The sequence below is a fragment of the Streptomyces sp. NPDC001549 genome (genome assembly GCF_042894025.1).
Classification (GTDB): domain Bacteria; phylum Actinomycetota; class Actinomycetes; order Streptomycetales; family Streptomycetaceae; genus Streptomyces; species Streptomyces kutzneri.
Genome location: NZ_JBIAVJ010000005.1, coordinates 118051 through 140346 on the forward strand (window position 1 = coordinate 118051; position 22296 = coordinate 140346).

The following is a 22296-nucleotide window of genomic DNA, read 5'->3' on the forward strand; positions in this document are numbered from 1 at the left end:
GCCCCTGGTTGAGTCTCCCGTGGGGGGAGACACGAAGGTGGGGGCATGGACAGCGACACGCTCTATTCCATCGGAGAACTCTCGCGACGGACCGGCCAGTCGGTGAAGACCATCCGGTTCTACTCCGACAAGGGCATCGTCCCGCCGGCCGGCCGGAGCCCGGCGGGCTACCGGCTGTACGGCCCCGACGCACTCGCACGCCTGGACCTGGCCCGCACGCTGCGCGATCTCGGGGTCGATCTGGCGACCGTACGCAGGGTGCTGGACCGGGAGGCATCCGTACCCGACGTCGCGGAAGCCCACGCCAATGCCCTGGACGTGCAGATCCACACGCTCCGCCTGCGCCGGGCAGTGCTCCGCGCGATCGCCGGACGCGGCCCCACCCCGATGGAGATGAACCTCATGCACCGACTCGCCACGCTTTCCCGGGCCGAACAGCACCGCCTGGTGTCCGGCTTCATCGACAGCACCTTCGAGGGCCTCGACACCAACCCCGAGTTCGTGAGCCTGATGCGCTCCGCCGTGCCCGAGCTCCCCGACGATCCCACGCCCGAACAGATCGAGGCCTGGGTGGAGCTCGCCGGGCTCTGCCAGGACCCGGACTTCCGTACGGCACTGCGCCGCACGGCCGAGGAGCAGGCGCAGGAACCGTCCGGGCCGGACGAGGTCGGCGCCCTGCACGACGCCGTCGACCGGGCGCTGCGCGAACGGGTCGGCGAAGCCGTGTCCGCCGGCCTCCTGCCTGCCTCCGCCGCCGGTGAGTCCCTCACCGACTCGCTGGGCGGTCTCTACGCCGACGCCTTCGGGCGGGCCGGCGAAGGCGACCTGCGCCGCTGGCTCCTCGCCCGTCTGCATGCCTCCGCCGACCCGCACACCGGGCGCTACTGGCAGCTCCTGGCCACGGTCGGCGGCCGGCCCGCCTCACCCACGCTCGCCCCCGTGCACTCCTGGTTCACCGCCGCCTTCGAAGGCGCGGCGCGATGAGGACACGCGAGCTGAGGTTCGGCCTGTACGCGGACGAGCAGGGCCTGGCATGGGTCGGGCAGCTCGTCGAGGACGCCGTGGGCCCCCGGAGCGCCCGCATCATCGGCGAGACGGTCGTGGACACCCACCCCGGGAGCGGGCTGTCGACCGCCGACATGTACGACTTCCTCGCGGAACAGTGGGACGTGGAACATCCCGGCCACAGCAGCGGCGCACGCCGCGCGGTCGAACTGCGCGTCCGCCTGGAATGCTCCCTGCGCACATGGCGGGCGATCCGCCGGACAGTGACCGGAACCCTCTGCCCGGAGGGCACGGCCCCCCACACCTGCCGCGTCCCCTGGATGGCTCGCTGAGGTGGGGATCGGCACCGGGCGTGGACGTGCGGTGGCCCGGGGCGGGCGGTTCACAATGGACGGGTGAAGCACCCCCCGAACGTTGACGTGCTCCTGCAGCCGCGCCCGCCGTCGCCCCTGCAGGAGATCCGCGACGACAGGTTCGACCGGCACGGCGTACGGCTCCTGCTCAAGCGCGACGACCTCGTACATCCGGAGCTGCCCGGCAACAAGTGGCGCAAGCTCGCGCCCAATCTGCGCGCGGCCATGGACGCCGGCCACGACGGCCTGGTCACCTTCGGCGGGGCGTACTCCAACCATCTGCGGGCCACCGCCGCCGCCGGGCGGCTGCTCGGGCTGCGGACGGTCGGCATCGTGCGCGGGGACGAGCTGGCCGGGCGGCCCCTGAACGGCTCGCTCGCCCGGTGCGCCGCCGACGGGATGCGGCTGCACTTCGTGTCCCGGTCGGAGTACCGCCGCAAGGCCGAGCCGCAGGAGCTGGCCCGGCTGGTGGACTCGGCGGGCGCGGGCGGCGCGTACGTGGTCCCCGAGGGCGGCAGCAACACGCTCGCCCTGCGCGGCTGCGCCGAACTCGGCCGTGAACTGCGCGGCGCCGCCGACGTGGTGGCGGTGGCCTGCGGTACCGGCGGGACGCTGGCGGGCCTCGCGGCCGGGCTGGCCCCCGGGCAGCGGGCGCTCGGGGTTCCGGTCCTGGCGGGCGGGTTCCTGGCCGCGGAGATACGTTCCCTCCAGGCGGCCGCCTTCGGGGGCCCGGCCGGCGCGTGGACCCTGGCCGAGGACTTCCACCACGGCGGCTACGCCCGGGTCCCGGCCGAGCTGGAGGCCTTCGCCGCCGACTTCGGGTCGCGCCACGGCCTTGCGGTGGAGCGGATCTACGTGGCCAAGCTGCTCTGGGCCCTGACCCAGCTCACCGCGGCCGGCGCCTTCCCGCACGGCACGGTCCTCGCCGCGGTGATCACCGGCCGGCCGTGACCCGCCGGGTGCGCGGGCAGCCCACCCGGGCCGCCTCCTGCGAAGCCCGCGAAGCTCCGCGCGCAGCGCCGCACTCGGCACCCCCGCCGCTGCGCGGAGCCGGTCCCCGCCCCGCCCCGCCCTTTCAGCGTTTCCCGGAGCTCCGCCCCGGACCCCTTGCCTCAAACGCCGGCGAGGCCGAAACAGCCAGGCCCGCTGCCTCGCGCCACCCCCGCAGGGGCCTACGTCTCCTCGCGGTAGGCCGCGGCCTCCTCCAGGTCCAGCCTGCGCAGCAGCGCCCGCAGCATCTCGTCGTCGATCCGCCGCTGGTCCCGCAGCGTCACGAAGACCTCCCGTTCGGCCGCGATCATCTCCCGCGCGAGCCGCCGGTAGACGTCGTCGGCCGACTCCCCCGTCTCCGGGTTGACCTCGCCCAGCCGCTCCCACACCGCGTTGCGCCGGCGTTCCATGACCGTCCGCAGCCGGTCCGCCAGCGGCGGCGGCAGCGTGCTGTTCTCCGGTTCCTCCAGCAGCTCCGCAAGCCGCTCCTCGGCCGCCCGCGAGGCCTCGCTCTGCGCCTGCGCCTCCGCCAGGGTCTCGGCCTGCACGTCCTTCGGCGGCAGCTTCAGCGCCCGGATCAGCGGCGGCAGCGTCAGCCCCTGCACCACCAGCGTCCCGATGACCGTGGTGAAGGTCAGGAAGAGGATCAGGTTCCGGTGCGGCACCGGCATCGGCACGGAGAAGGCGATGGCCAGCGAGACCACCCCCCGCATCCCGGCCCATCCCACGATGACCGGGGCCTTCCAGTCGGTCTCCGGCTCCCGGTCCCGGATCCGCGGCGACATCCAGCGGGGCACGAAGGTCGCCGGGAACACCCACAGGAACCGGGCCACCACCACCGCGAGGAACACGGCGATCGCGTACCAGGCCGCGTGCAGGCCGTCGTACTCGCCCAGCCCCTTGAGGACCACCGGCAGCTGGAGCCCGATCAGCGCGAAGACCACCGACTCCAGCACGAAGGCGACCACCCTCCACACCGCCTCCTCCTGGAGCCGGGTGGCGAAGTCGACCTGCCAGTTCCGGTGCCCGAGGTACAGCGCGACCACGACCACCGCGAGCACCCCGGAGGCGTGCACCCGCTCGGCGGCCGCGTACGCCACGAAGGGGATCAGCAGCGACAGGGTGTTCTGGAGCAGGGGTTCCCTCAGCCGCGTGCGCAGGTGGTGGATCGGCACCATCAGCAGCAGGCCCACGGCGATGCCGCCGACCGAGGCCAGCAGGAACTCCTCGATCCCGCCCGCCCAGCCGGCGCTGACCCCGACCGCCGCCGCCAGCGCCACCTTGTAGGCGGTGATCGCGGTGGCGTCGTTGACCAGGGACTCGCCCTGCAGGATGGTCGTGATCCGGTTCGGCAGCCGGAGCTTGCGGGCGATCGCGGTGGCGGCGACGGCGTCGGGAGGTGCGATCACCGCGCCCAGCACCAGCGCCACCGGCACGGTGAGCCCCGGCACCAGCAGGTACGCCGCGTACCCGACGGCGAGCGTCGCGAAGAGCACGTAGCCCACCGAGAGCATCGCGATGGGCCGGATGTTCGCGCGCAGGTCCAGGTACGAGCTGTCCACGGCGGCCGTGTACAGCAGCGGCGGAAGCAGCAGCGGCAGCACGATGTGCGGGTCGAGCGTGTAGGCGGGCACCCCCGGCACGTAGCCGGCCAGCAGACCGGCGGCGACCAGCAGCAGCGGCGCGGGCACCGGGGTCCGGCGGGCCAGCCCCGCGACGGCCGCGCTGCCGGCGATCAGCGCCACCAGCGGCAATACCTCCATCGAAGATCCACCTCAATCGTCGGCCGCTCGCCCCGAACGCGCGGGCTTGGCCGAGGAGATCCCCATGACTCGCACGGCGGGAACGTATTCTGTACGAGATCAAGCTCCGGTCAAAGCGTGACGCATCGACACTCCGCTGCATCGCAGCTCCGGCCCGTGCGCGCGGTTCGCCCCGAGACTGAAGGCCGGGGTTCCGGTACAAGGAGAATGCGATGAGCGAGTGCACCCACGTTGCCGAACTGCCGCGTCCCGAACCGGTGCCCTCCCACCACACCTGCCCCGAATGCCTGGCCCTCGGCAGCCACCCCGTGCAGCTGCGGATGTGCCTGGTGTGCGGGCACGTGGCCTGCTGTGATTCCTCGCCCCACCGGCACGCCACGGCACACCACCAGGAGACCGGCCATCCGGTGATGCGGAGCTACGAACCGGGTGAGACCTGGCGCTGGTGTTTTGTCGACGGTTCGATCGTCTGAAGCGGGGTAGTTCAACCCTCCGCCGGTTCCCCTGATTTGGGCCCCGCAGACCCCTAGCCACTGTGCGTACCCATGGGCTTACCATCAGTCACTGGCTCGCAGGCGGGGTGCTCGAAGCGGGCACCAAGAGGGGTGCCGCGACACGATCGCCCGGATCGCGATAGCGTCACCGGCGAACAGAGCTCGTACCACCTTGGAGGTGAGGGTGTCCCAGATCGCAGGCGAGCCCGGGACTCAGGACTTCGTGGAAGTCCGGCTGCCCGCTGCGGGTGCCTACCTGTCGGTGCTGCGGACGGCCACGGCCGGCCTCGCGGCACGTTTGGACTTCACCCTCGACGAGATCGAGGACCTCCGCATCGCGGTGGACGAGGCCTGCGCGATCCTGCTCCAGCAGGCCGTGCCGGGCTCCGTCCTCAGTTGCGTGTTCCGGCTGATCGACGATTCGCTGGAGGTGACCGTCTCGGCGCCGACCACCGACGGGCGCGCACCGGAGCGTGACACGTTCGCGTGGACGGTCCTGTCGGCGCTGGCCGGCAAGGTCGAGGCCACGGTCGAGGAGAACCGGACGGTGAGCATCAGCCTCTACAAACAGCGCGGCGCGGGACCAGGCCCGGCGTGAGCGGCGGGGAGATCCCGGTGCGGGGCGGGGATCGGCCCCGGGTACGGCACGAGGTCGACGGCGGCATCCCGGAGCAGCAGCACGCCCGGCCGCACCCGGCTGACGCGGATGCGGAAGACGGCTTTTTGGACTCGGCGGAGCGACGGGCGGGCCCTATGAGCGAGAACCAGCAGGAACAACCACAACCATCCCAGCCGACCGGGACGGGAGCCGAGGCCGAGGCCACGGTCCCCGTGGTGCCCCCGGTGGCGCCGGTGCCGGTGTTCCCGGTGACCCCGGCGCTGCCGGATCCGCGCGACCGCAGCGGCGCGCGGGCCCTGTTCATCGAGCTGCGGGCGCTGCCCGACGGGTCGGTGGAGAAGGCCGAGCTGCGCAACCGGCTGGTACGGATGCACCTGCCGCTGGTGGAACACCTGGCGCGGCGCTTCCGCAACCGCGGTGAGCCGCTCGACGACCTGACCCAGGTCGCGACGATCGGCCTCATCAAGTCGGTGGACCGGTTCGACCCGGACCGCGGGGTCGAGTTCTCCACGTACGCCACGCCCACGGTGGTCGGCGAGATCAAGCGCCACTTCCGTGACAAGGGCTGGGCGGTGCGGGTGCCGCGTCGTCTGCAGGAGCTGCGGCTCTCGCTGACGACGGCCACGGCCGAACTGTCCCAGCAGCACGGCCGCTCCCCGACGGTGCACGAACTGGCCGAGCGGCTGGGGATCTCCGAGGAGGAGGTACTGGAGGGGCTGGAATCGGCCAATGCCTACAGCACGCTCTCCCTCGACGTCCCGGACACCGACGACGAGTCGCCGGCGGTCGCGGACACCCTGGGCGCGGAGGACGAGGCCCTGGAGGGCGTCGAGTACCGCGAGTCCCTCAAGCCGCTGCTGGAGGGCCTGCCGCCGCGGGAGAAGCGGATCCTGCTGCTTCGTTTCTTCGGCAACATGACCCAGTCGCAGATCGCCCAGGAGGTCGGCATCTCCCAGATGCACGTCTCCCGGCTGCTGGCCCGCACGCTGGCCCAGCTCCGCGAGAAGCTCCTCGTCGAGGAGTAGGCGGGCGCAGGAGGAACCGGACGACCGGTTATCGGGCCTGTTCCCCGGGCCCGATACCCAGAGCCTCGGTCGCCGTCGGATTCACCAGGAGCCCCACGACGGCCACCGCGGCCACGGCCAGCGCCACGGCGGCGGCGATCATCGCGCCGCCGGTGCTGTAGAGGGTCCAGGCCACCGGCAGTGCCATCAGCTGGGTGATCAGCGCCGGGCCGCGGCTCCAGCGGCGGCCCAGGCGCAGCCCGCGGGCCGCGACCAGCGGCAGCGCGGCGAGCGCGAGCAGGGTGATCCCGCCCGTCTCGGCCTGCTGCGGGGAGTCGGGGTCACCGGCGATCCCCACGAACAGCATGTAGAGCCCGAGGCCGGCCAGCGCCAGGCCCTCCAGGGCGGTGAGCGCGGCGGCCGCGGTCAGCCGGCCGGGCAGCGCGGCGGTCGGGACGGCGGCGGGGGCGGGGGCGTTCGCGGGCTGCTTCTTACTCACTCCAGCAGGGTAGCGGCGCACTCCGGACCCCGGAGGGGACGGGCAGTAGGGTCGGCTTGTGAAGGGGTGGGTAGTCTGGCGCTCATGCGTGCACTTCTCGTGGCCAACCCAGCAGCGACGACCACCAGTGCGCGCACGCGCGATGTCCTGACCCATGCCCTGGCCAGCGAGATGAAGCTGGAGGCGGTCACCACCGAGTACCGCGGGCACGCCCGGGACCTGGGGCGCAAGGCCGCGCACGAGGGGCTCGACCTCGTCGTCGCCCTCGGTGGCGACGGCACGGTCAACGAGGTGGTCAACGGGCTCCTGCACAACGGGCCCGATCCTGAACGGCTGCCGCGGCTCGCGGTGGTTCCCGGCGGCTCCACCAATGTGTTCGCGCGCGCGCTGGGACTGCCCAACGACGCGGTCGAGGCGACCGGCGCCCTGCTGGACGCGCTGCGGGAGCAGCGCGAGCGGACGGTGGGTCTGGGCCTGGCGGCCGGCACCCCGGGCACGGAGGACGAGTCGGTCCCGGCCCGCTGGTTCACGTTCTGCGCGGGCTTCGGTTTCGACGCGGGTGTGGTGGGCCGGGTGGAGCAGCAGCGCGAGCGCGGCAAGCGTTCGACGCACGCCCTGTATGTGCGACAGCTGATGCGCCAGTTCTGGGAGGAGCCGAACCGGCGTCACGGCACGGTCACGCTGGAGCGCCCCGGAGCGGACCCGGTGACCGATCTGGTGCTGTCGATAGTGTGCAATACGTCACCGTGGACGTATCTGGGGAATCGTCCGCTTTACGCCTCCCCCGAAGCCTCGTTCGATACTGCGCTTGACGTATTGGCACTGGACCGTTTGTCAACTCCGGCGGTCGCGCGGTACGCGACACAGCTCCTGACCTCCACTCCTGAGCGGGGTCCGCACGGCAAGCACGCGGTGACTCTGCACGATCTGACCGACTTCACCTTGCATTCGAAGGTTCCGCTCCCCTTCCAGATGGACGGCGATCACCTCGGACTGCGGACCAGCGTTCGGTTCACAGGCGTACGCCGGGCACTGCGTGTGATTGTGTGACTGGAAGGGCCTTGAGGCCTTTCACTCGAACGTCTACACGTCGGTCCACCCTCACGATGTAGGGCTGTGACCTAGTAGACACCGACGAATCAAAAAAAACTTTCCGGAAGGGGTTGTATCCCCGTCCGAGGTTTGCGAATCTCTTCATGGCGATCGGGACAGCCCGCAACACCCGGCACCCACACAGAGCGCCAGAACCCCTCCACGAATCTCTGACTGATCACCCGCGTGAAACCGGGCGGTCGCGCTTCCCTCACGGGGGGATTCGTGAAAGCGTTCACATTCACAAGCAACTTGCCCGCAATACAAGGAGATGGAGCAGCCATGGACTGGCGTCACAACGCCGTTTGTCGTGAGGAAGACCCGGAACTCTTCTTCCCCATCGGCAACACCGGTCCTGCGCTGCTGCAGATCGAGGAAGCCAAGGCCGTCTGCCGCCGTTGCCCCGTCATGGAGCAGTGCCTGCAGTGGGCGCTCGAGTCCGGTCAGGACTCCGGCGTCTGGGGCGGTCTCAGCGAGGACGAGCGCCGCGCCATGAAGCGCCGCGCCGCTCGCAACCGGGCGCGCAACGCCAGCGCCTGACAACGACTTTCGAGCCTCGACGCGCAGCGCGTAGTAACCGAACAAGCGCTCAGCACTGTGCTCTTGAGCCCCGGACCGAATCATTCGGTCCGGGGCTCAGTGCTGTGCGGGGCGCGACGCGGGACGTCACGTTGAGTCACGACTCGGCTGCTACTTCTGCGGGCTGGACGGGATGTCGAGGACGACCTTGGTGCCGCGCGGCTCGGCCCGGACCATGTCGAAGGTGCCGCCGAGCTCCCCTTCCACGAGGGTCCGCACGATCTGCAGCCCGAGGTTGCCGGCCCGCTGGGGGTCGAATCCCTCGGGCAGACCGCTGCCGTCGTCGAGCACGGTGATCAGCAGCCGGCCGTCGGTGCGACCGGTTCCGGTGCGGATCGCGGCCACTTCCACGGTGCCCCGCTCCCCCTGGGTGAAGGCGTGTTCCAGGGCGTTCTGCAGGATCTCGGTCAGCACCATCGACAGCGGAGTGGCGACCTCCGCGTCCAGGATCCCGAACCTGCCGATGCGTCGGCAGTCGACCTTGCCCGGTGAGATCTCCGAGACCATCGCGATGACGCGGTCGGCGATCTCGTCGAACTCGACCCGCTCGTCGAGGTTCTGAGACAGCGTCTCGTGCACGATCGCGATCGATCCGACACGGCGCACGGCCTCGTTCAGCGCCTCGCGGCCCTGCGGCGAATCCATCCGGCGGGACTGGAGCCGCAACAGTGCGGCCACGGTCTGGAGGTTGTTCTTCACCCGGTGGTGGATCTCCCGGATGGTCGCGTCCTTGGTGATCAATTCACGTTCGCGACGACGCAGTTCCGTCACGTCGCGGCACAGCACCAGGGAGCCGATCCGGGTGCCCTTCGGCTTGAGCGGGATGGCCCGCAGCTGGATGACCCCGCTGTTGCCCTCGACCTCGGTCTCCCGGGGGGCCCAGCCGCTGGCGAGTTTGACCAGGGCCTCGTCCACCGGTCCGCGGGAGGGTGCGAGTTCGGCGGTGGTGTTGCCCAGGTGCTGGCCGACGAGGTCGGAGGCGAGGCCGAGCCGGTGGTAGGCGGAGAGCGCGTTCGGCGAGGCGTAGGTGACCACGCCCTCGGCGTCGAGCCGGATGAGGCCGTCCCCGACGCGCGGGGAGGCGTCCATGTCGACCTGCTGGCCGGGGTACGGGAAGGAGCCCGCCGCGATCATCTGGGCGAGGTCGGAGGCGGACTGGAGGTAGGTCAGCTCCAGTCGGCTCGGTGTACGCACAGTGAGCAGATTGGTGTTGCGCGCGATCACGCCCAGGACCCGGCCCTCGCGGCGGACGGGGATCGACTCGACGCGGACCGGCACCTCCTCGCGCCACTCGGGGTCGCCCTCGCGCACGATCCGGCCCTCGTCGAGCGCGGCGTCCAGCAGCGGGCGGCGGCCGCGCGGCACGAGGTGGCCGACCATGTCGTCCTGGTACGAGGTGGGGCCGGTGTTCGGGCGCATCTGGGCGACCGAGACGTACCGCGTGCCGTCGAGGGTGGGCACCCACAGGACGAGGTCGGCGAAGGACAGGTCGGAGAGCAGCTGCCACTCCGAGACCAGCAGGTGGAGCCACTCCAGGTCGGATTCTCCGAGAGCGGTGTGCTGGCGTACGAGGTCGTTCATGGAGGGCACCTTGCGAGCGTACCCCGGGTACGCGCCATGACTTTCCCCACGGCGGTACTCAGGAGTATCCAAGGGGGCCGCGGGCCGCGTACTGTTGGAGGAAGTGACGGGTTTCCAGGCCCTGTCATTGGATGGACAGAACAGAATGGTCTAGTCCACAATTGATTTCAGAACCTCCGCCCTCCCCGCACAGGAGGACGGATCGAGGTAAGCCGCGCGCTCTGCCCTGACCGCGCAGGCACCTCCACCGGCCGTCGGGAACCGCACACCTGTCGGCCGTAAGTACTCCGGGCTACGGTGCCGGGCGGGTCGAGGGTCCCGTCCTGCACCGTGGCCCAGAGGAACTGCTCCGCGTGAACGCGCAGAGTGCGTGCGGTCCGGGCGGAACGCCGCCGGACTCCCCGGGCCGGTCAGGCCGCGGGCCAGGCCAGCAGGGCCCGCTCCGCCACCGCCTCCAGCTCTTCCCGGCTCGCCCCGTCGCGCGACTGCTGGGACATCCCCTGAAGCACGGCTCCGGCGTACCGGGCCAGCGCCCGCGCGTCCGTGTCCGCGGGCAGCACGCCCGTGGCCATGTCGGCCCGGATCCGGCTCTCGAACATCACCAGGTTGGCGTTGCGGCGCTCGCGCAGCGCCTGCGCCACCTCGTCCGAGGTGGTGTTGATCGCGGCGCTGATCACCATGCAGCCCGGCGGGTGGGCCGGGTCGGTGTAGACGCCGGCGGCCTCGCGCAGGATGCGGGCGACGGCAGCCCGGGCGGTCGGCTCCTCGGCGAGCGCCACGCTCGCGAAGTCCCCGTACCGGCCGCCGTACACCACCACGACCTCGTCGAAGAGCTTGCGCTTGTCGCCGAAGGCCGCGTAGAGGCTGGGCGCGCTGATGCCAAGCGAGGCGGTCAGGTCGGAGATGGAGGTCGCCTCGTAGCCGCGCTGCCAGAAGGCGAACATCGCCTTGTCGAGGGCGGCGTCGCGGTCGAAGGAACGGGGTCTGCCGCGCTGTCCGGTCACCATGCCCACATTCTATAGCGGGCGCTAGGAAATCTGGTACGGTCATTTCTGTAGCGATCACTAGCGATTACTGGAGGGGGGCGCGTCATGGGCGTGCTCAAGGGGAAGACGGCATTGGTCACCGGCGGCAGCCGGGGCATCGGACGGGCCGTGGCCGAGCGGCTGGCGCGGGACGGGGCACTCGTCGCGGTGCACTACGGACGTGACGCGGCGGCGGCGAAGGAGACGGTCGAGGCGATCGGGGCGGCCGGCGGACAGGCCTTCGCCATCGGGGCCGAGCTCGGCGTCCCCGGCGACGCGCAGGCCCTCTGGGCCGCGTACGCGGCCCATCCCGACCACACCGAGGGCGTGGACATCCTGGTCAACAACGCCGGGGCGGCGGCCTTCGCGGGGATCGGGGACACGGACGAGGAGATGTACGACCGGGCGCACGCGCTCAACGCCAAGGCTCCGTTCTTCGTGATCAAGTACGGGCTGGAGCGGCTGCGCGACGGGGGCCGGATCGTGAACGTGACCGGCACCCCGGACATCGCCCTGCCGGCCATCCTCGCCACGGTGATGGCCAAGGGCGCCGCGAACGCGCTGACCCGGTCGCTGGCCGCCGAACTGGCTCCGCGCGGGATCACCGTGAACTCGGTCGGCCCCGGCATCACCGAGACCGACCTCAACGCGGACCTTCTCGCGGACGGGGCGACCCGGGCGCACCTGGCCGCCCGCTCCGTGTTCCACCGGGTGGGCACGGCCCAGGAGGTCGCCGACGTGGTGGCCTTCCTGGCCTCGCCGGACTCCCGCTGGATGACGGGCCAGCACCTGGACGCGACGGGCGGCCTGCAGCTCGCGCTGATCTGAGCGGAGTTCTGCCGATCAGGCCGGGAGGAGCCTGCGGGACACCCCCGGGCGCCTTGCCTGATCGGCAAGGCGCCCGTTAGGGGCGTCCGTTAGGGGCGTCCGGCGGGAATCCGGCTGGGGACGGTCGGGAGCACGACACCCCTGGGAGCCTCGGACACCTCACCGCTCGCCGTGATCATGTCGAGCATGGTCGGGAGCGCGTAGGGCTCGGCGGCGCCGAGGTCGACCTGGTAGCCGAGGTCTCCCAGGCTCGCCGCCGTCAACCGGCTGAGCCTGTTCTTGATCGTCGGGTTTCCGGCCATCCCGATGACCGGCGACATGAGTTCGTTGCCGAAGACCGTTTCCCGCCAGTGGCTGCCCGCGCTTCCCGGGCCGCCCACGTTCGCGACCGGTACCGGAGCCGGCTGCCCGGTCCCGAGCAGATCGCCGAACTCCCTCGTGGCACCGGCGCCGATGAACGTGGGGTTGTTGCTGATGCCGAAGTCCTTCAGCAGGCCGAATTGGAGCCAGACGGTCTTCGTGATTCCCAGTACATGGCCCATCTCGTGCGTGATGACGTCGAGAAGGGTGCCGTCGTCCTCCATGTCGGCCAGGTCGGCCGTGTCGAACCTCATGATGCCCTTGGCGGGGAGCAGGGCTCCGGTGGCCGCCAGCTCACTCCGGAACACGGTCGGACCCGCGGACCCGAGCACGTTCCCGATGCCGTCGATCGGTACCCCCTCGGCATCGATCAGCAGGTCGTCGATGACGACATCGCCGGTGAAGTCGCGGATGATCGCGGTCTCCAGGTCACCCACGATGACCCGCGCCCAGCGCTCGGCGGCCTCGGCGAAGACGTCCCGCTGGCTGCTCGACAGGCCTCCGACGAACCGCACCTCGATCTGGAAGGGAGAGGTGGTCTCGGCAAGGTCCGCGGCGCGGGAGGCGCTCGCGACGGCCTTGTAGGTCTCAAAGGCGTAGGTGGTGTGCCTGCCCATGACGACCACTCCAATCTCACATACCATTATTTATTCACCAAAACCACCCTAATCGACAATGGAGTTGTAGACAGGGCAACCAAAAGATTGAAGGTTCTCCCGACCTCATGGGAGGCCGGGCATCCGGATCCGGATCACCACGAATGACGACGAGACCCTGTCGCGGACAGCGGCCTCTGCTAGATTGGTCTATACCACCCTACCCACTCCAGATCGGCAGGCCCCGCGTGGAAGTTGTCATCGTCCCGGACGCCAAGGCAGGCGGCGAGCTCATCGCGGAGGCCATGGCCGCCCTGGTGCGGCGCAAGCCCGATGCCCTGCTCGGTGTGGCGACCGGCTCTACCCCGCTGCCCGTCTACGAGGCCCTCGCCGCCAAGGTCAAGGCCGGCCAGGTCGACGCCTCCAAGGCCCGGATCTGCCAGCTCGACGAGTACGTCGGCCTGCCGGCCGGGCACCCCGAGTCCTACCGCGCGGTCGTGCTCCGCGAGGTCGTCGAGCCCCTGGGCCTGTCCGAGGCCTCCTTCATGGGCCCCGACGGTTCGGCCGAGGACATCGTCGGCGCGTGCGAGGCCTACGACCGCGCCCTGGCCGAGGCCGGCGGCGTCGACCTGCAGCTGCTCGGCATCGGCACGGACGGCCACATCGGCTTCAACGAGCCCTGCTCCTCCCTCGCCTCCCGCACCCGCATCAAGACGCTGACGGAGCAGACCCGCGTGGACAACGCGCGCTTCTTCGACAACGACCTGGAGCAGGTGCCGCACCACGTCATCACCCAGGGCATCGGCACCATCCTCGACGCCCGCCACCTGGTCCTCCTGGCCACCGGCGAGGGCAAGGCCGAGGCCGTCGCGCAGACCGTCGAGGGCCCGCTGTCCGCGCTGGTCCCGGCCTCCGCGCTGCAGCTGCACCGGCACGCCACCGTGATCGTGGACGAGGCCGCCGCCTCGAAGCTGAAGCTGGCCGACTACTTCCGCCACACCTACGCCGACAAGCCCGCCTGGCAGGGCCTGTAGCCGCACGGGCACGACACGAAGGGCCGGACTCCCCCGACGGGAGTCCGGCCCTTCGTGTCGTGTGCGGGCAGCCGCTGCGCGGGGTCCGGGGCGGAGCCCGGGCAGCGGCAACCGCAGGGCTACGCCCCCGCGATGACTTCCGCCGCAGCCCGCCCGCAGACCCGGGACGCGCCATGGGTGGCGATGTACACCGAACCCCGCGGCGCAGCCATCGGCAGGCCCATCTCGACCACGACCGTGTCCGGCCGGGCCGCGACCAGCGCGTCGAGGACCTCGGTCATCCAAGGGTGCCGGTGCGCGTCACGGACCACCGCGACGACGGTACGGTCCCCCGCCGCCGCCAGGACGTCCCCGGCGGAGGAGCCCTCGGGATAGACGCCCGCCCCGGTGCCCGGGAGCAGCGCGGCGAGTTCCGCCGCCACGCCCCACGGGGTCTCGTCCCCCACCGCGATGTTCGCGACGGGCGCGAGCGTGGCGACGTAGGGCCCGGTGAGCGGCTTCGCCGAGCCGGTGACGACCACGGCGCGGCGGGCGGCCGTCAGCCCGATGCCGGACGCGCGGCTCCCCTCCGGCTGCGCGTCCGGCCGGGCTCCGCGGGTCCATGCGGCGAGTGCGCGGACACGGGCGGCGGCGTCGGCGAGGCGCTCCTCGGGCAGTGCCCCCTCGCGGACGGCCGCGACCAGTGCGTCGCGCAGCCGCAGGACGGTGGCTTCGTCGGCGAGTCCGCCGCCGACGCAGATGGCGTCGGCGCCGGCCGCGATGGCCAGGACCGAGCCGCGCTCGATCCCGTAGGTCCCGGCGATGGCGTTCATCTCCATGCCGTCGGTGACGATGAGGCCCTCGTAGCCGAGTTCCTTGCGCAGCAGGCCGGTCAGGATCTGCGGGCTGAGGGTGGCCGGGCGGGTCGGGTCGAGGGCGGGCACCAGGATGTGCGCGCTCATCACGGCCTTGGTGCCGGCCTCGATCGCCGCCTTGAAGGGGACGAGTTCGCGGGCCTGGAGGGTGTCCAGGTCCACGTCGATGCGCGGCAGGGCGTGGTGCGAGTCGACGTTGGTGTCGCCGTGGCCCGGGAAGTGCTTGGTGCACGCGGCCACGCCGGCGGCCTGGAGGCCCTGGACGTAGGCGGCGGTGTGCCGGGCGGCCAGGTGGGTGTCGGCGCCGAAGGACCGTACGCCGATCACCGGGTTGTCCGGGTTGGAGTTGACGTCGGCGGACGGGGCCCAGTTGAGGTTGACCCCGCACTCGGCGAGGCGGCGGCCCAGCTCGCGGGCCACGTCCCGGGTGAGGCCGGTGTCGTCGACGGCGCCGAGGGCCAGGTTGCCGGGGAAGGACGAGCCGCCGCGGACCTCCAGGCGGGTGACGTCGCCGCCCTCCTCGTCGATGGCGACCAGGACGTCGTCGCGCTCGGTACGCAGCTGCGCGGTCAGCGCGGCGAGCTGCTCGGGCGAGGCGATGTTGCGGCCGAACAGGCCGACGGCGGTGAGGCCTTCGCCGACCTGGCGGAGCAGCCAGGCGGGGGCGGTGGTGCCCTCGAAGCCGGGCTGGAGGACGGCCAGGGCGTCGCGGGTGACCGTATCGGTGCGGTGCGCAAGAACAGTCATGGGGCCGTCATCCCTTCACGGCGCCGGCGGTGAGGCCCGCGGCCATCTTGCGCTGGACGATGAGGAAGAGGACCACGATCGGGACGGCCATCATGGTGGAGCCGGCCATCATCGGGGCGAACTCGGTGCCGTGCTTGGTGGTGAAGTTGCCGAGCCAGACGGTGGCGGTCTGGTTCTGCTGGCTCATCAGCATCAGCGCGTACAGGTACTCGTTCCACGCCTGGATGAAGGCGTAGACGGAGGTGGCGACCATGCCCGGGGCCAGCAGCGGGAAGACGACCCGCAGGAAGGCGCCGGTCGGCGTGCAGCCGTCGACCATGGCCGCCTCTTCCAGCTCCTTGGGGATGTTGACGATGAACCCGCGCAGCGTCCACACGGTGAAGGGGAGGACGAAGGTCAGGTACGTGATGATCAGGCCGGTGAGCTTGTCGTACTGACCGAGGTCGTTCAGGAGCAGGAAGACCGGGATGATCATCGCGACGAGCGGGACCATCTGGACGGCGAGGATCCCGACGATGACGACCTTGCGGCCGCGGAAGGCGAACCGGGAGATGGCCAGGGCGGCCAGCATGCCGACGGCGATGCCGATGACGACCACGACGAGCGAGACGATCAGGCTGCGGCCGACCGGGCCCCAGAAGTCGGCGATGTCCAGCGCGCGGGAGAAGTTGGCCAGCGTGAAGGTGTGCGGGAAGAACTGCGGATCGGGGTTGATCGCTTCCTTGGAGGGCTTGAAGGCCGTGTTGAGCATCCAGTAGACCGGGAAGCCCGCGGTGGCGAAGACCAGCAGGCCGAGGAGGTTCCAGCCGAGCTTGGACTTCTTGCGCTGCTTCAGGCCTGCGAGGCGCGAGGTCGCGGGGGGCGCAGTGGACGCAGTGGACGCAGTGGTCACGCTCATTCCACCTCTCCGATCTTGAGCATCTGGCGCATGTAGACGGCGACCACGCCGAGCAGCAGCAGGACGGTCACCAGGGCGATCGCGGAGCCGCCCGAATAGTCGTTGACCACGAAGGCCTGCTGGTACGAGTAGGTGGTCAGCAGCTGGAACTCGGCTTCGGGGTTCCCGTTGCGCATCACGAAGACCTGCGGGAAGACGCCCATGTCCCAGATGACGGAGAGGGTCGTCAGCATGACGAGGATCGGCTTCAGGATGGGGAGGGTGACGTGCCGGAACACGCCCCACGCGCCCGCGCCGTCGAGCCGGGCGGCCTCCTCCAGCTCCTTGGGCACCTGCGTGAGGCCCGCGCTGAGGGTGATGACGACGAAGGGGACCGCGCCCCAGACCACCAGCAGCATGATCACCGCGAGGCCCTGGGGGCCGCTGGTGAACCAGTTGTGGCCGATCATGTCGACGCCGGGGAGCTTGCTCATCAGGTAGTTGAGGACGCCGTAGTCGGCGTCGAAGAGCCACTTGAAGACGGCGGTGGCGACGATGATGGGCATGCCCCAGCTCGCCACGAGGGCGATGCTGATGAGCGCCTTGACCCAGCCGGAGACCTTCTGCAGCAGCAGCGCGATGAGCATGCCGATCACCATGGTGGCGGCGACCGCGCCGACCGCGAAGACCACGGTGCGCAGGACGACGGCCCAGAACTCGCCGTCTCCGAGGATCTTGGCGAAGTTGTCGAAGCCGACGAACTCGGGATCCTTGAAGCCCCAGAGCTCGGACTTGCCGAAGCTCTGGAAGGACAGGGCCACCAGCCGGTAGAGCGGGTACCCCATGACGAGGGCGATGACCAGCAGGCACGGGGCCAGCAGCAGCCAGGGCGTGGCGCCGGGGCCCTTGCGGGTGGGCCGGCCCGGTGCGGCCGGGCTGCCCGACGACGCTCCGGGGGAAGTCTTCTGCTTCGCCGGCGGCAGGTCGGCGGTGGTTGTCTGTGCGGCACTCATCGCGCGCTCCTCGGGGGTCCCTCTCTTGACGGGCAGCAGGGCCCCGCCGGTCCGGCGGGGCCCTGCCCACTCAGGTCACTTGGTGTTGATGACCTTGTCGATCTCGGCGTCGGCGGCCTTGGCCGCGTCCTCGACCGACTTGTTGCCGGTGCCGATGTCGCGCAGCGTGGTCTGGAGGAGCTTGGCCTTCTCGATCTGGCCCCAGCCGGACGCCGTCGGGACGAACCAGGAGGACTCGGCCGCGGTGGCGGCGACCTGGGTCTTCGGGTCGGCCTTCAGCGGGCCGAGGTCCGTCTTGTTGTTGGGCAGGTTGCCCTTGGCGATCAGGCCCTTCTGGCCCTGGGCGCCGGTGAAGACGTTGATCCACTCGGCGGCGAGGTCCTTGGCCTTGGACTTGGCCGGGATGGCCAGGTCCGAACCGCCCAGGAAGACCGGGAGGCTCTTGCCGTTCGGGCCGGGCTGGACGAAGTTCTCCAGCTTGTCCTTCAGGCCGCCGACCTTGTCGTTCTCCGGGGTGGCGGCGGTGGTGCCCTCCCAGGCGGCGGCGAAGATCGCCGCGGAGTTGCCCTGGCCGAAGACGACCGGACGGTCGGACTCGTCCTTGGTCTTGTCGGCGTGCATGTACTTGTCGAGGAGCTCCTTGTACTGCTTGAGCCCCTTCAGCGACTCGGGGGAGGACAGGTTGCCCTTCCACTTGTCGCCGTCCTTCTTGGCGATGCTGCCGCCCGCCTCGTAGACGAAGGACATCGCGGCGTACCAGTCCGGGGAGGGCTGGTAGAGGGCGCTGAACTTGTCGCCCTTCGCGGCCTGGATCTTGTCGAGCGCGGCGGTGTACTCGGCCCAGGTCTTCGGTGCGGCGGTGACGCCGGCCTCGGCGGCGATGTCCTTGCGCCAGGTGCCCACGCGGCCACCGGCGTAGTAGGGGACGCCGTAGGTCTTGCCCTCGTAGGTCACGGACTCCTTGAGGGCGTCCAGCCAGGCGCCGGAGTTCTCGAACTTCGACGGGTCGACGTCGGCGAAGGCGCCGGTCGACATGTAGCCGATCATCTCGGAGTTGCCCATCTCGACAACGTCCGGGGCCTTGTCCGTGGCGAGCACGGCATCCAGCTTGGCGTTCTTGTCCGGCCAGCCGTAGTACTCGTGCTTGATGGTGAGACCCGGGTGCTTGGCAACGATCGCGTCGTCGGCCGCCTTCACGAGCTCCGGCCAGTTCTTCTGCGCGTCGACCGTCAGCCAGACGGTGAGCTCCTTGGCTTCGGAGGCCTTGTCGCCGCCCTTGCTGTCGGAATCACCGCACGCCGCGAGGCCGATAACCATGCCCGCGACTCCAACCGCCGCGATGAGCTTGCGCTTCACGCCACCCTCCTCAGGGATGCCTGCCTGCACTTCCCTTGCCCGCCGCGGTGACATACGCGAAGTACTGCCGTGGGGCCGGGATCTGATCCATATTGGTTTAGACCAGTAGCTGAACCTTGGCCTAGACCTTTAGGGGTGTCAAGGGTCTAATGAGCGGGTGCCAGGTCCGTTATCGGACCGACACCTGGGGAGAGAGAAGGCCTGTCCCCCCTTACGTGTCACGATGTGACCGCACATATCGGAGGAGCCGGTGACGGCAGCGAAACTGGAGTCGGGAAGGCGGGCGGCGATGGCCACCGAAGGGGCGACCACGGAGCCGGAAGGCGGGGCAGCCACTCGCACGGCGCGTGTGCCCAAGTACTACCGACTCAAGCGGCACTTGCTCGACATGACCGAGACACTGCCGCCCGGCACGCCGGTGCCGCCCGAGCGCACGCTCGCGGCCGAGTTCGACACCTCGCGGACCACCGTCCGGCAGGCCCTCCAGGAACTGGTCGTAGAGGGGCGACTGGAACGGATCCAGGGCAAAGGCACCTTCGTCGCCAAGCCCAAGGTCTCCCAGGCCCTGCAACTGACCTCGTACACGGAGGACATGCGGGCCCAGGGCCTGGAACCCACGTCCCAGCTCCTCGACATCGGATACGTGACGGCCGACGACACCCTCGCCGGGCTGCTCAAGATCACCACCGGCGGACGGGTGCTGCGCATCGAGCGGCTGCGCCTGGCCAGCGGTGAGCCGATGGCCATCGAGACCACCCACCTCTCGGCCAAGCGCTTCCCCGCACTGCGCCGGTCCCTGGCCAAGTACACCTCCCTCTACACCGCTCTCGCCGAGGTGTACGACGTGCACCTCGCCGAGGCCGAGGAGACCATCGAGACCTCACTGGCCACCCCGCGCGAGGCCGGCCTGCTCGGCACCGACGTCGGGCTGCCGATGCTGATGCTCTCCCGGCACTCCCTGGACGCCGACGGCGAACCGGTGGAGTGGGTGCGGTCGGTGTACCGAGGCGACCGGTACAAGTTCGTCGCCAGGCTCAAGCGCCCCGCCGTCTGACGCCCGTCCCCCCGCTCCGCGTGCCGGAATTCCACGACCGGAATGCGGACGGGGTCTTACGTTCACCAGGCAATCCCCCGTAGATTCCGCCTGCTTACGCAGATGATCGACGAGGGGACGAGGTCATGCCTGAACCGGAAGCAACAGGGACAGAACGGGACGCGGCGAGTCCGGGCAGTACGCCGGGCTCGCCTTCTCCCCGGTCCATCGCCGCGTGGGTGCTCGTCGGACTCGTCGGCGCCATCGGCTGGGGTGTGCTGGCGCTCTCGCGCGGCGAGGAGATCTCCGCGGCCTGGCTGCTCGCCGCCGCGCTGGGCTCGTACGCGATCGCCTACCGCTTCTACGCACGCTTCATCGCGGACCGCGTGCTGAAGGTGGACGCCACCCGGGCCACCCCCGCCGAACGCCTTGACAACGGTGTCGACTTCCACCCCACCGACCGCCGGGTCCTCTTCGGCCACCACTTCGCGGCCGTGGCCGGCGCCGGCCCGCTCGTCGGACCCGTGCTCGCCGCACAGATGGGCTATCTGCCGGGCACCATCTGGATCGTCGCCGGCGTCATCTTCGCCGGGGCCGTCCAGGACATGGTCACGCTGTTCTTCTCCACCCGCCGCGACGGGCGTTCGCTCGGCCAGATGGCCCGGGACGAGATCGGCCCCGTCGGCGGGGCCGCCGCCCTGATCGCCGTGTTCGCCATCATGATCATCCTGCTGGCGGTACTGGCCCTGGTCATCGTCAACGCCCTGGCCCACTCGCCCTGGGGCGTCTTCTCCATCGGCATGACCATCCCGATCGCCGTCTTCATGGGCTTCTACCTGCGCGTCCTGCGGCCGGGCCGGGTCACCGAGGTCTCCGTCATCGGCGTCGCGCTGCTGCTGCTCGCCATCGTCGCGGGCGGCTGGGTCGCCGAGTCCTCCTTCGCGGGCACCTTCACCCTGGAGAAGGAGACGCTGGTCATCTGGATGGTGGTGTACGGCTTCCTGGCATCGGTGCTGCCGGTGTGGATGCTGCTCGCACCCCGCGACTACCTCTCCACCTTCATGAAGGTCGGCACCATCGCGCTCCTCGCCATCGGCGTGGTCATCGCGATGCCCACCCTGAAGATGCCCTCGGTCACCGACTTCGCGGCGAGCGGCGCCGGGCCGGTCTTCGCCGGGTCGATGTTCCCCTTCGTCTTCATCACCATCGCCTGTGGCGCGCTCTCCGGCTTCCACGCCCTGGTCTCCTCGGGAACCACCCCGAAGATGATCCAGAAGGAGACCCAGGTCCGCATGATCGGCTACGGCGCCATGCTGACCGAGTCCTTCGTCGCCGTCATGGCGATCATCGCGGCCTGCATCATCGAGCCCGGTCTCTTCTTCGCGGTCAACTCCCCCGGCGGGGTCATCGGCACCACGGTCGAGTCCGCCTCCCAGGCGGTGACCAACTTCGGCTTCGCCATCTCCCCCGAGGCGCTCGCCCAGGCCGCGAAGGACGTCGAGGAAGCCAGTCTGCTCTCGCGTACGGGTGGCGCGCCGACCTTCGCACTCGGAATGTCGGAGATCTTCTCCGCCGTGGTCGGCGGCGCCGGCATGAAGGCCTTCTGGTACCACTTCGCCATCATGTTCGAGGCGCTCTTCATCCTGACGACGCTCGACGCGGGCACCCGCGTGGGCCGGTTCATGCTCCAGGACACCCTCGGCAACGTGCACAAGTCCTTCAAGGACGTCAGCTGGAAGCCCGGCGTGTGGTTCGCGAGCGCGATCGTCGTCGGCGGCTGGGGCTACTTCCTGTGGGTCGGCATCAAGGACCCGCTCGGCGGCATCAACCAGCTCTTCCCGCTCTTCGGCATCGCCAACCAGCTGCTCGCCGCGGTCGCGCTGGCCGTCTGCACCACGCTGCTGATCAAGTCCGGCCGGCTCAAGTGGGCCTGGGTGACGGGCGTTCCGCTGGTCTGGGACGCCACGGTGACCCTCACCGCGAGCTATCAGAAGATCTTCTCCGAGGACGTGAAGGTCGGCTTCTTCGCCCAGCGCGACAAGTACCAGGCCGGAATCGACGCCGACAAGGTCCTGCCGCCCGCCAAGAACATGGACGACATGCACACCGTGGTCACCAACGCCACGGTCGACGGCGTCCTGTGCGCCCTCTTCGCGGCCCTGATCATCGTGGTCCTCGCGGACGCGGCCCGGACCTGCCTCAAGGCCGTCCGCGACCCGGGATCGGCGACCCTCTCCGAGACGCCGTGGACCGAGTCGAAGATCGTCGCCCCGGCCGGACTGATCGCGACCGCCGAGGAGCGGGCGGAGCTCGCCGCGGCGGGCCCGGACGCGGGCGGCGGACACGTCAAGGAGCCGGTGGCGTGAGCAGCGTACGGAGCGTGCTGGCCAGGGCCCGGTTCTACGTACGGGAGTTCTCGGGGGAGGCCGCGTACGACCGCTACGTGGCCCATGCCCGCTCCCACGACCCGGACGCGGAGGTCCTGACCCGCCGCGCCTTCGAACGCGCCCGTACGGACGCCCGCGAGGCGGACCCCCGCGAGGGCTTCCGCTGCTGCTGACGCGCATGAAGGGGCCCCGCCGCCTGAGGCAGCG

At 70.4% G+C, this 22296-nt stretch carries 22 protein-coding genes; 13 read left to right on the plus strand and 9 right to left on the minus strand.

The window, feature by feature from the left end:
• The first annotated feature begins 45 nt into the window (after positions 1-45).
• From ACFY04_RS10635 to ACFY04_RS10645, 3 genes are all read left to right on the plus strand, one after another.
• Complete coding sequence (locus ACFY04_RS10635) at positions 46-984, plus strand: MerR family transcriptional regulator (RefSeq protein WP_389115614.1); 939 nt, start codon at positions 46-48, stop codon at positions 982-984.
• On the plus strand, positions 981-1337 hold the full coding sequence (locus tag ACFY04_RS10640; protein WP_389115615.1) for a hypothetical protein: 357 nt from the start codon (positions 981-983) through the stop codon (positions 1335-1337). Before ACFY04_RS10635 ends, ACFY04_RS10640 begins: the two co-directional genes overlap by 4 nt.
• Before the next feature lie 63 nt (positions 1338-1400).
• Positions 1401-2309 carry a 1-aminocyclopropane-1-carboxylate deaminase/D-cysteine desulfhydrase gene (locus ACFY04_RS10645; protein ID WP_389115616.1) on the plus strand — a complete coding sequence of 303 codons (909 nt, stop codon included), beginning with the start codon at positions 1401-1403 and terminating at the stop codon, positions 2307-2309.
• A 221-nt stretch (positions 2310-2530) separates the two neighbouring features.
• On the opposite strand, the gene ACFY04_RS10650 is transcribed toward ACFY04_RS10645, so the two are convergent.
• Positions 2531-4111: a Na+/H+ antiporter gene (locus ACFY04_RS10650; protein WP_389115618.1), complete on the minus strand. Its 1581-nt coding sequence runs from the start codon at positions 4109-4111 to the stop codon at positions 2531-2533.
• Positions 4112-4323: 212 nt separating this feature from the next.
• On the opposite strand from ACFY04_RS10650, the gene ACFY04_RS10655 reads away from it, so the two are divergent.
• From ACFY04_RS10655 to ACFY04_RS10665, 3 genes are all read left to right on the plus strand, one after another.
• A complete protein-coding gene (locus ACFY04_RS10655) occupies positions 4324-4584 on the plus strand; it encodes a UBP-type zinc finger domain-containing protein (protein WP_373041000.1) in 261 nt (86 codons plus the stop codon).
• 205 nt (positions 4585-4789) lie between these two features.
• Positions 4790-5203 (plus strand): anti-sigma regulatory factor, encoded by a 414-nt coding sequence (locus ACFY04_RS10660; protein WP_030012703.1) that lies wholly within the window; start codon positions 4790-4792, stop codon positions 5201-5203.
• The gene (locus ACFY04_RS10665; protein ID WP_389115619.1) at positions 5200-6249 is read left to right on the plus strand and encodes an RNA polymerase sigma factor SigF; all 1050 of its coding nucleotides are present in this window, start codon (positions 5200-5202) and stop codon (positions 6247-6249) included. The genes ACFY04_RS10660 and ACFY04_RS10665 overlap by 4 nt, the downstream gene beginning before the upstream one ends.
• Positions 6250-6277: 28 nt before the next feature.
• Here the strand turns inward: ACFY04_RS10665 and ACFY04_RS10670 are convergent, their stop codons facing one another.
• Positions 6278-6727, minus strand: a complete 450-nt coding sequence (locus tag ACFY04_RS10670; RefSeq protein ID WP_389115621.1) for a hypothetical protein — start codon at positions 6725-6727, stop codon at positions 6278-6280.
• Positions 6728-6811: 84 nt separating this feature from the next.
• Here ACFY04_RS10670 and ACFY04_RS10675 point away from each other — a divergent pair, with 84 nt between their 5' ends.
• Together ACFY04_RS10675 and ACFY04_RS10680 are read left to right on the plus strand one after the other, a co-directional pair.
• Positions 6812-7777, plus strand: a complete 966-nt coding sequence (locus tag ACFY04_RS10675; protein WP_351153940.1) for a diacylglycerol kinase family protein — start codon at positions 6812-6814, stop codon at positions 7775-7777.
• Between the two features lie 324 nt (positions 7778-8101).
• Positions 8102-8359: a WhiB family transcriptional regulator gene (locus tag ACFY04_RS10680; protein ID WP_003953983.1), complete on the plus strand. Its 258-nt coding sequence runs from the start codon at positions 8102-8104 to the stop codon at positions 8357-8359.
• A gap of 150 nt (positions 8360-8509) precedes the next feature.
• Here the strand turns inward: ACFY04_RS10680 and ACFY04_RS10685 are convergent, their stop codons facing one another.
• Together ACFY04_RS10685 and ACFY04_RS10690 are read right to left on the minus strand one after the other, a co-directional pair.
• On the minus strand, positions 8510-9979 hold the full coding sequence (locus ACFY04_RS10685; RefSeq protein WP_389115624.1) for a sensor histidine kinase: 1470 nt from the start codon (positions 9977-9979) through the stop codon (positions 8510-8512).
• 410 nt (positions 9980-10389) lie between these two features.
• On the minus strand, positions 10390-10986 hold the full coding sequence (locus ACFY04_RS10690; protein ID WP_389115625.1) for a TetR/AcrR family transcriptional regulator: 597 nt from the start codon (positions 10984-10986) through the stop codon (positions 10390-10392).
• An 84-nt stretch (positions 10987-11070) separates the two neighbouring features.
• Here ACFY04_RS10690 and ACFY04_RS10695 point away from each other — a divergent pair, with 84 nt between their 5' ends.
• Positions 11071-11832, plus strand: a complete 762-nt coding sequence (locus tag ACFY04_RS10695) for an SDR family oxidoreductase (protein WP_389115626.1) — start codon at positions 11071-11073, stop codon at positions 11830-11832.
• 89 nt (positions 11833-11921) lie between these two features.
• Here ACFY04_RS10695 and ACFY04_RS10700 read toward each other — a convergent pair whose 3' ends face one another.
• Positions 11922-12809 carry a leishmanolysin-related zinc metalloendopeptidase gene (locus ACFY04_RS10700; protein WP_389115628.1) on the minus strand — a complete coding sequence of 296 codons (888 nt, stop codon included), beginning with the start codon at positions 12807-12809 and terminating at the stop codon, positions 11922-11924.
• Positions 12810-13036: 227 nt separating this feature from the next.
• Here ACFY04_RS10700 and nagB point away from each other — a divergent pair, with 227 nt between their 5' ends.
• Positions 13037-13822 carry a glucosamine-6-phosphate deaminase gene (nagB, locus tag ACFY04_RS10705; RefSeq protein WP_389115630.1) on the plus strand — a complete coding sequence of 262 codons (786 nt, stop codon included), beginning with the start codon at positions 13037-13039 and terminating at the stop codon, positions 13820-13822.
• Between the two features lie 119 nt (positions 13823-13941).
• On the opposite strand, the gene ACFY04_RS10710 is transcribed toward nagB, so the two are convergent.
• The 4 genes from ACFY04_RS10710 to ACFY04_RS10725 form a co-directional block, all read right to left on the minus strand.
• Complete coding sequence (locus ACFY04_RS10710; RefSeq protein ID WP_389115632.1) at positions 13942-15423, minus strand: glycoside hydrolase family 3 protein; 1482 nt, start codon at positions 15421-15423, stop codon at positions 13942-13944.
• A gap of 7 nt (positions 15424-15430) precedes the next feature.
• Complete coding sequence (locus ACFY04_RS10715) at positions 15431-16321, minus strand: carbohydrate ABC transporter permease (RefSeq protein WP_389115634.1); 891 nt, start codon at positions 16319-16321, stop codon at positions 15431-15433.
• Complete coding sequence (locus tag ACFY04_RS10720; protein ID WP_389115635.1) at positions 16318-17313, minus strand: carbohydrate ABC transporter permease; 996 nt, start codon at positions 17311-17313, stop codon at positions 16318-16320. The genes ACFY04_RS10715 and ACFY04_RS10720 overlap by 4 nt, the downstream gene beginning before the upstream one ends.
• Before the next feature lie 75 nt (positions 17314-17388).
• Positions 17389-18669 carry an extracellular solute-binding protein gene (locus ACFY04_RS10725; protein WP_314243842.1) on the minus strand — a complete coding sequence of 427 codons (1281 nt, stop codon included), beginning with the start codon at positions 18667-18669 and terminating at the stop codon, positions 17389-17391.
• Between the two features lie 289 nt (positions 18670-18958).
• On the opposite strand from ACFY04_RS10725, the gene ACFY04_RS10730 reads away from it, so the two are divergent.
• The 3 genes from ACFY04_RS10730 (at position 18959) to ACFY04_RS10740 (ending at position 22262) form a co-directional block, all read left to right on the plus strand.
• Complete coding sequence (locus ACFY04_RS10730; protein WP_030016685.1) at positions 18959-19723, plus strand: GntR family transcriptional regulator; 765 nt, start codon at positions 18959-18961, stop codon at positions 19721-19723.
• A 125-nt stretch (positions 19724-19848) separates the two neighbouring features.
• Entirely contained in the window at positions 19849-22068 is a 2220-nt protein-coding gene (locus tag ACFY04_RS10735) for a carbon starvation CstA family protein (RefSeq protein ID WP_389115637.1), read from the plus strand.
• The gene (locus ACFY04_RS10740; protein ID WP_314243836.1) at positions 22065-22262 is read left to right on the plus strand and encodes a YbdD/YjiX family protein; all 198 of its coding nucleotides are present in this window, start codon (positions 22065-22067) and stop codon (positions 22260-22262) included. The genes ACFY04_RS10735 and ACFY04_RS10740 overlap by 4 nt, the downstream gene beginning before the upstream one ends.
• Positions 22263-22296 lie beyond the last annotated feature (34 nt).

What these genes read in the sequence shown, in the direction of transcription:
- ACFY04_RS10710 (WP_389115632.1), bottom strand. Translation starts at nt 15,423, where the DNA reads ATGACTGTTCTTGCGCACCGCACCGATACGGTCACCCGCGACGCCCTG.
- ACFY04_RS10675 (WP_351153940.1), top strand. Translation starts at nt 6,812, where the DNA reads ATGCGTGCACTTCTCGTGGCCAACCCAGCAGCGACGACCACCAGTGCG.
- ACFY04_RS10735 (WP_389115637.1), top strand. Translation starts at nt 19,849, where the DNA reads ATGCCTGAACCGGAAGCAACAGGGACAGAACGGGACGCGGCGAGTCCG.
- ACFY04_RS10720 (WP_389115635.1), bottom strand. Translation starts at nt 17,313, where the DNA reads ATGAGTGCCGCACAGACAACCACCGCCGACCTGCCGCCGGCGAAGCAG.
- ACFY04_RS10680 (WP_003953983.1), top strand. Translation starts at nt 8,102, where the DNA reads ATGGACTGGCGTCACAACGCCGTTTGTCGTGAGGAAGACCCGGAACTC.
- ACFY04_RS10695 (WP_389115626.1), top strand. Translation starts at nt 11,071, where the DNA reads ATGGGCGTGCTCAAGGGGAAGACGGCATTGGTCACCGGCGGCAGCCGG.
- ACFY04_RS10650 (WP_389115618.1), bottom strand. Translation starts at nt 4,111, where the DNA reads ATGGAGGTATTGCCGCTGGTGGCGCTGATCGCCGGCAGCGCGGCCGTC.
- ACFY04_RS10715 (WP_389115634.1), bottom strand. Translation starts at nt 16,321, where the DNA reads ATGAGCGTGACCACTGCGTCCACTGCGTCCACTGCGCCCCCCGCGACC.
- ACFY04_RS10640 (WP_389115615.1), top strand. Translation starts at nt 981, where the DNA reads ATGAGGACACGCGAGCTGAGGTTCGGCCTGTACGCGGACGAGCAGGGC.
- ACFY04_RS10685 (WP_389115624.1), bottom strand. Translation starts at nt 9,979, where the DNA reads ATGAACGACCTCGTACGCCAGCACACCGCTCTCGGAGAATCCGACCTG.
- ACFY04_RS10635 (WP_389115614.1), top strand. Translation starts at nt 46, where the DNA reads ATGGACAGCGACACGCTCTATTCCATCGGAGAACTCTCGCGACGGACC.
- ACFY04_RS10655 (WP_373041000.1), top strand. Translation starts at nt 4,324, where the DNA reads ATGAGCGAGTGCACCCACGTTGCCGAACTGCCGCGTCCCGAACCGGTG.
- ACFY04_RS10700 (WP_389115628.1), bottom strand. Translation starts at nt 12,809, where the DNA reads ATGGGCAGGCACACCACCTACGCCTTTGAGACCTACAAGGCCGTCGCG.
- ACFY04_RS10690 (WP_389115625.1), bottom strand. Translation starts at nt 10,986, where the DNA reads ATGGTGACCGGACAGCGCGGCAGACCCCGTTCCTTCGACCGCGACGCC.
- ACFY04_RS10730 (WP_030016685.1), top strand. Translation starts at nt 18,959, where the DNA reads ATGGCCACCGAAGGGGCGACCACGGAGCCGGAAGGCGGGGCAGCCACT.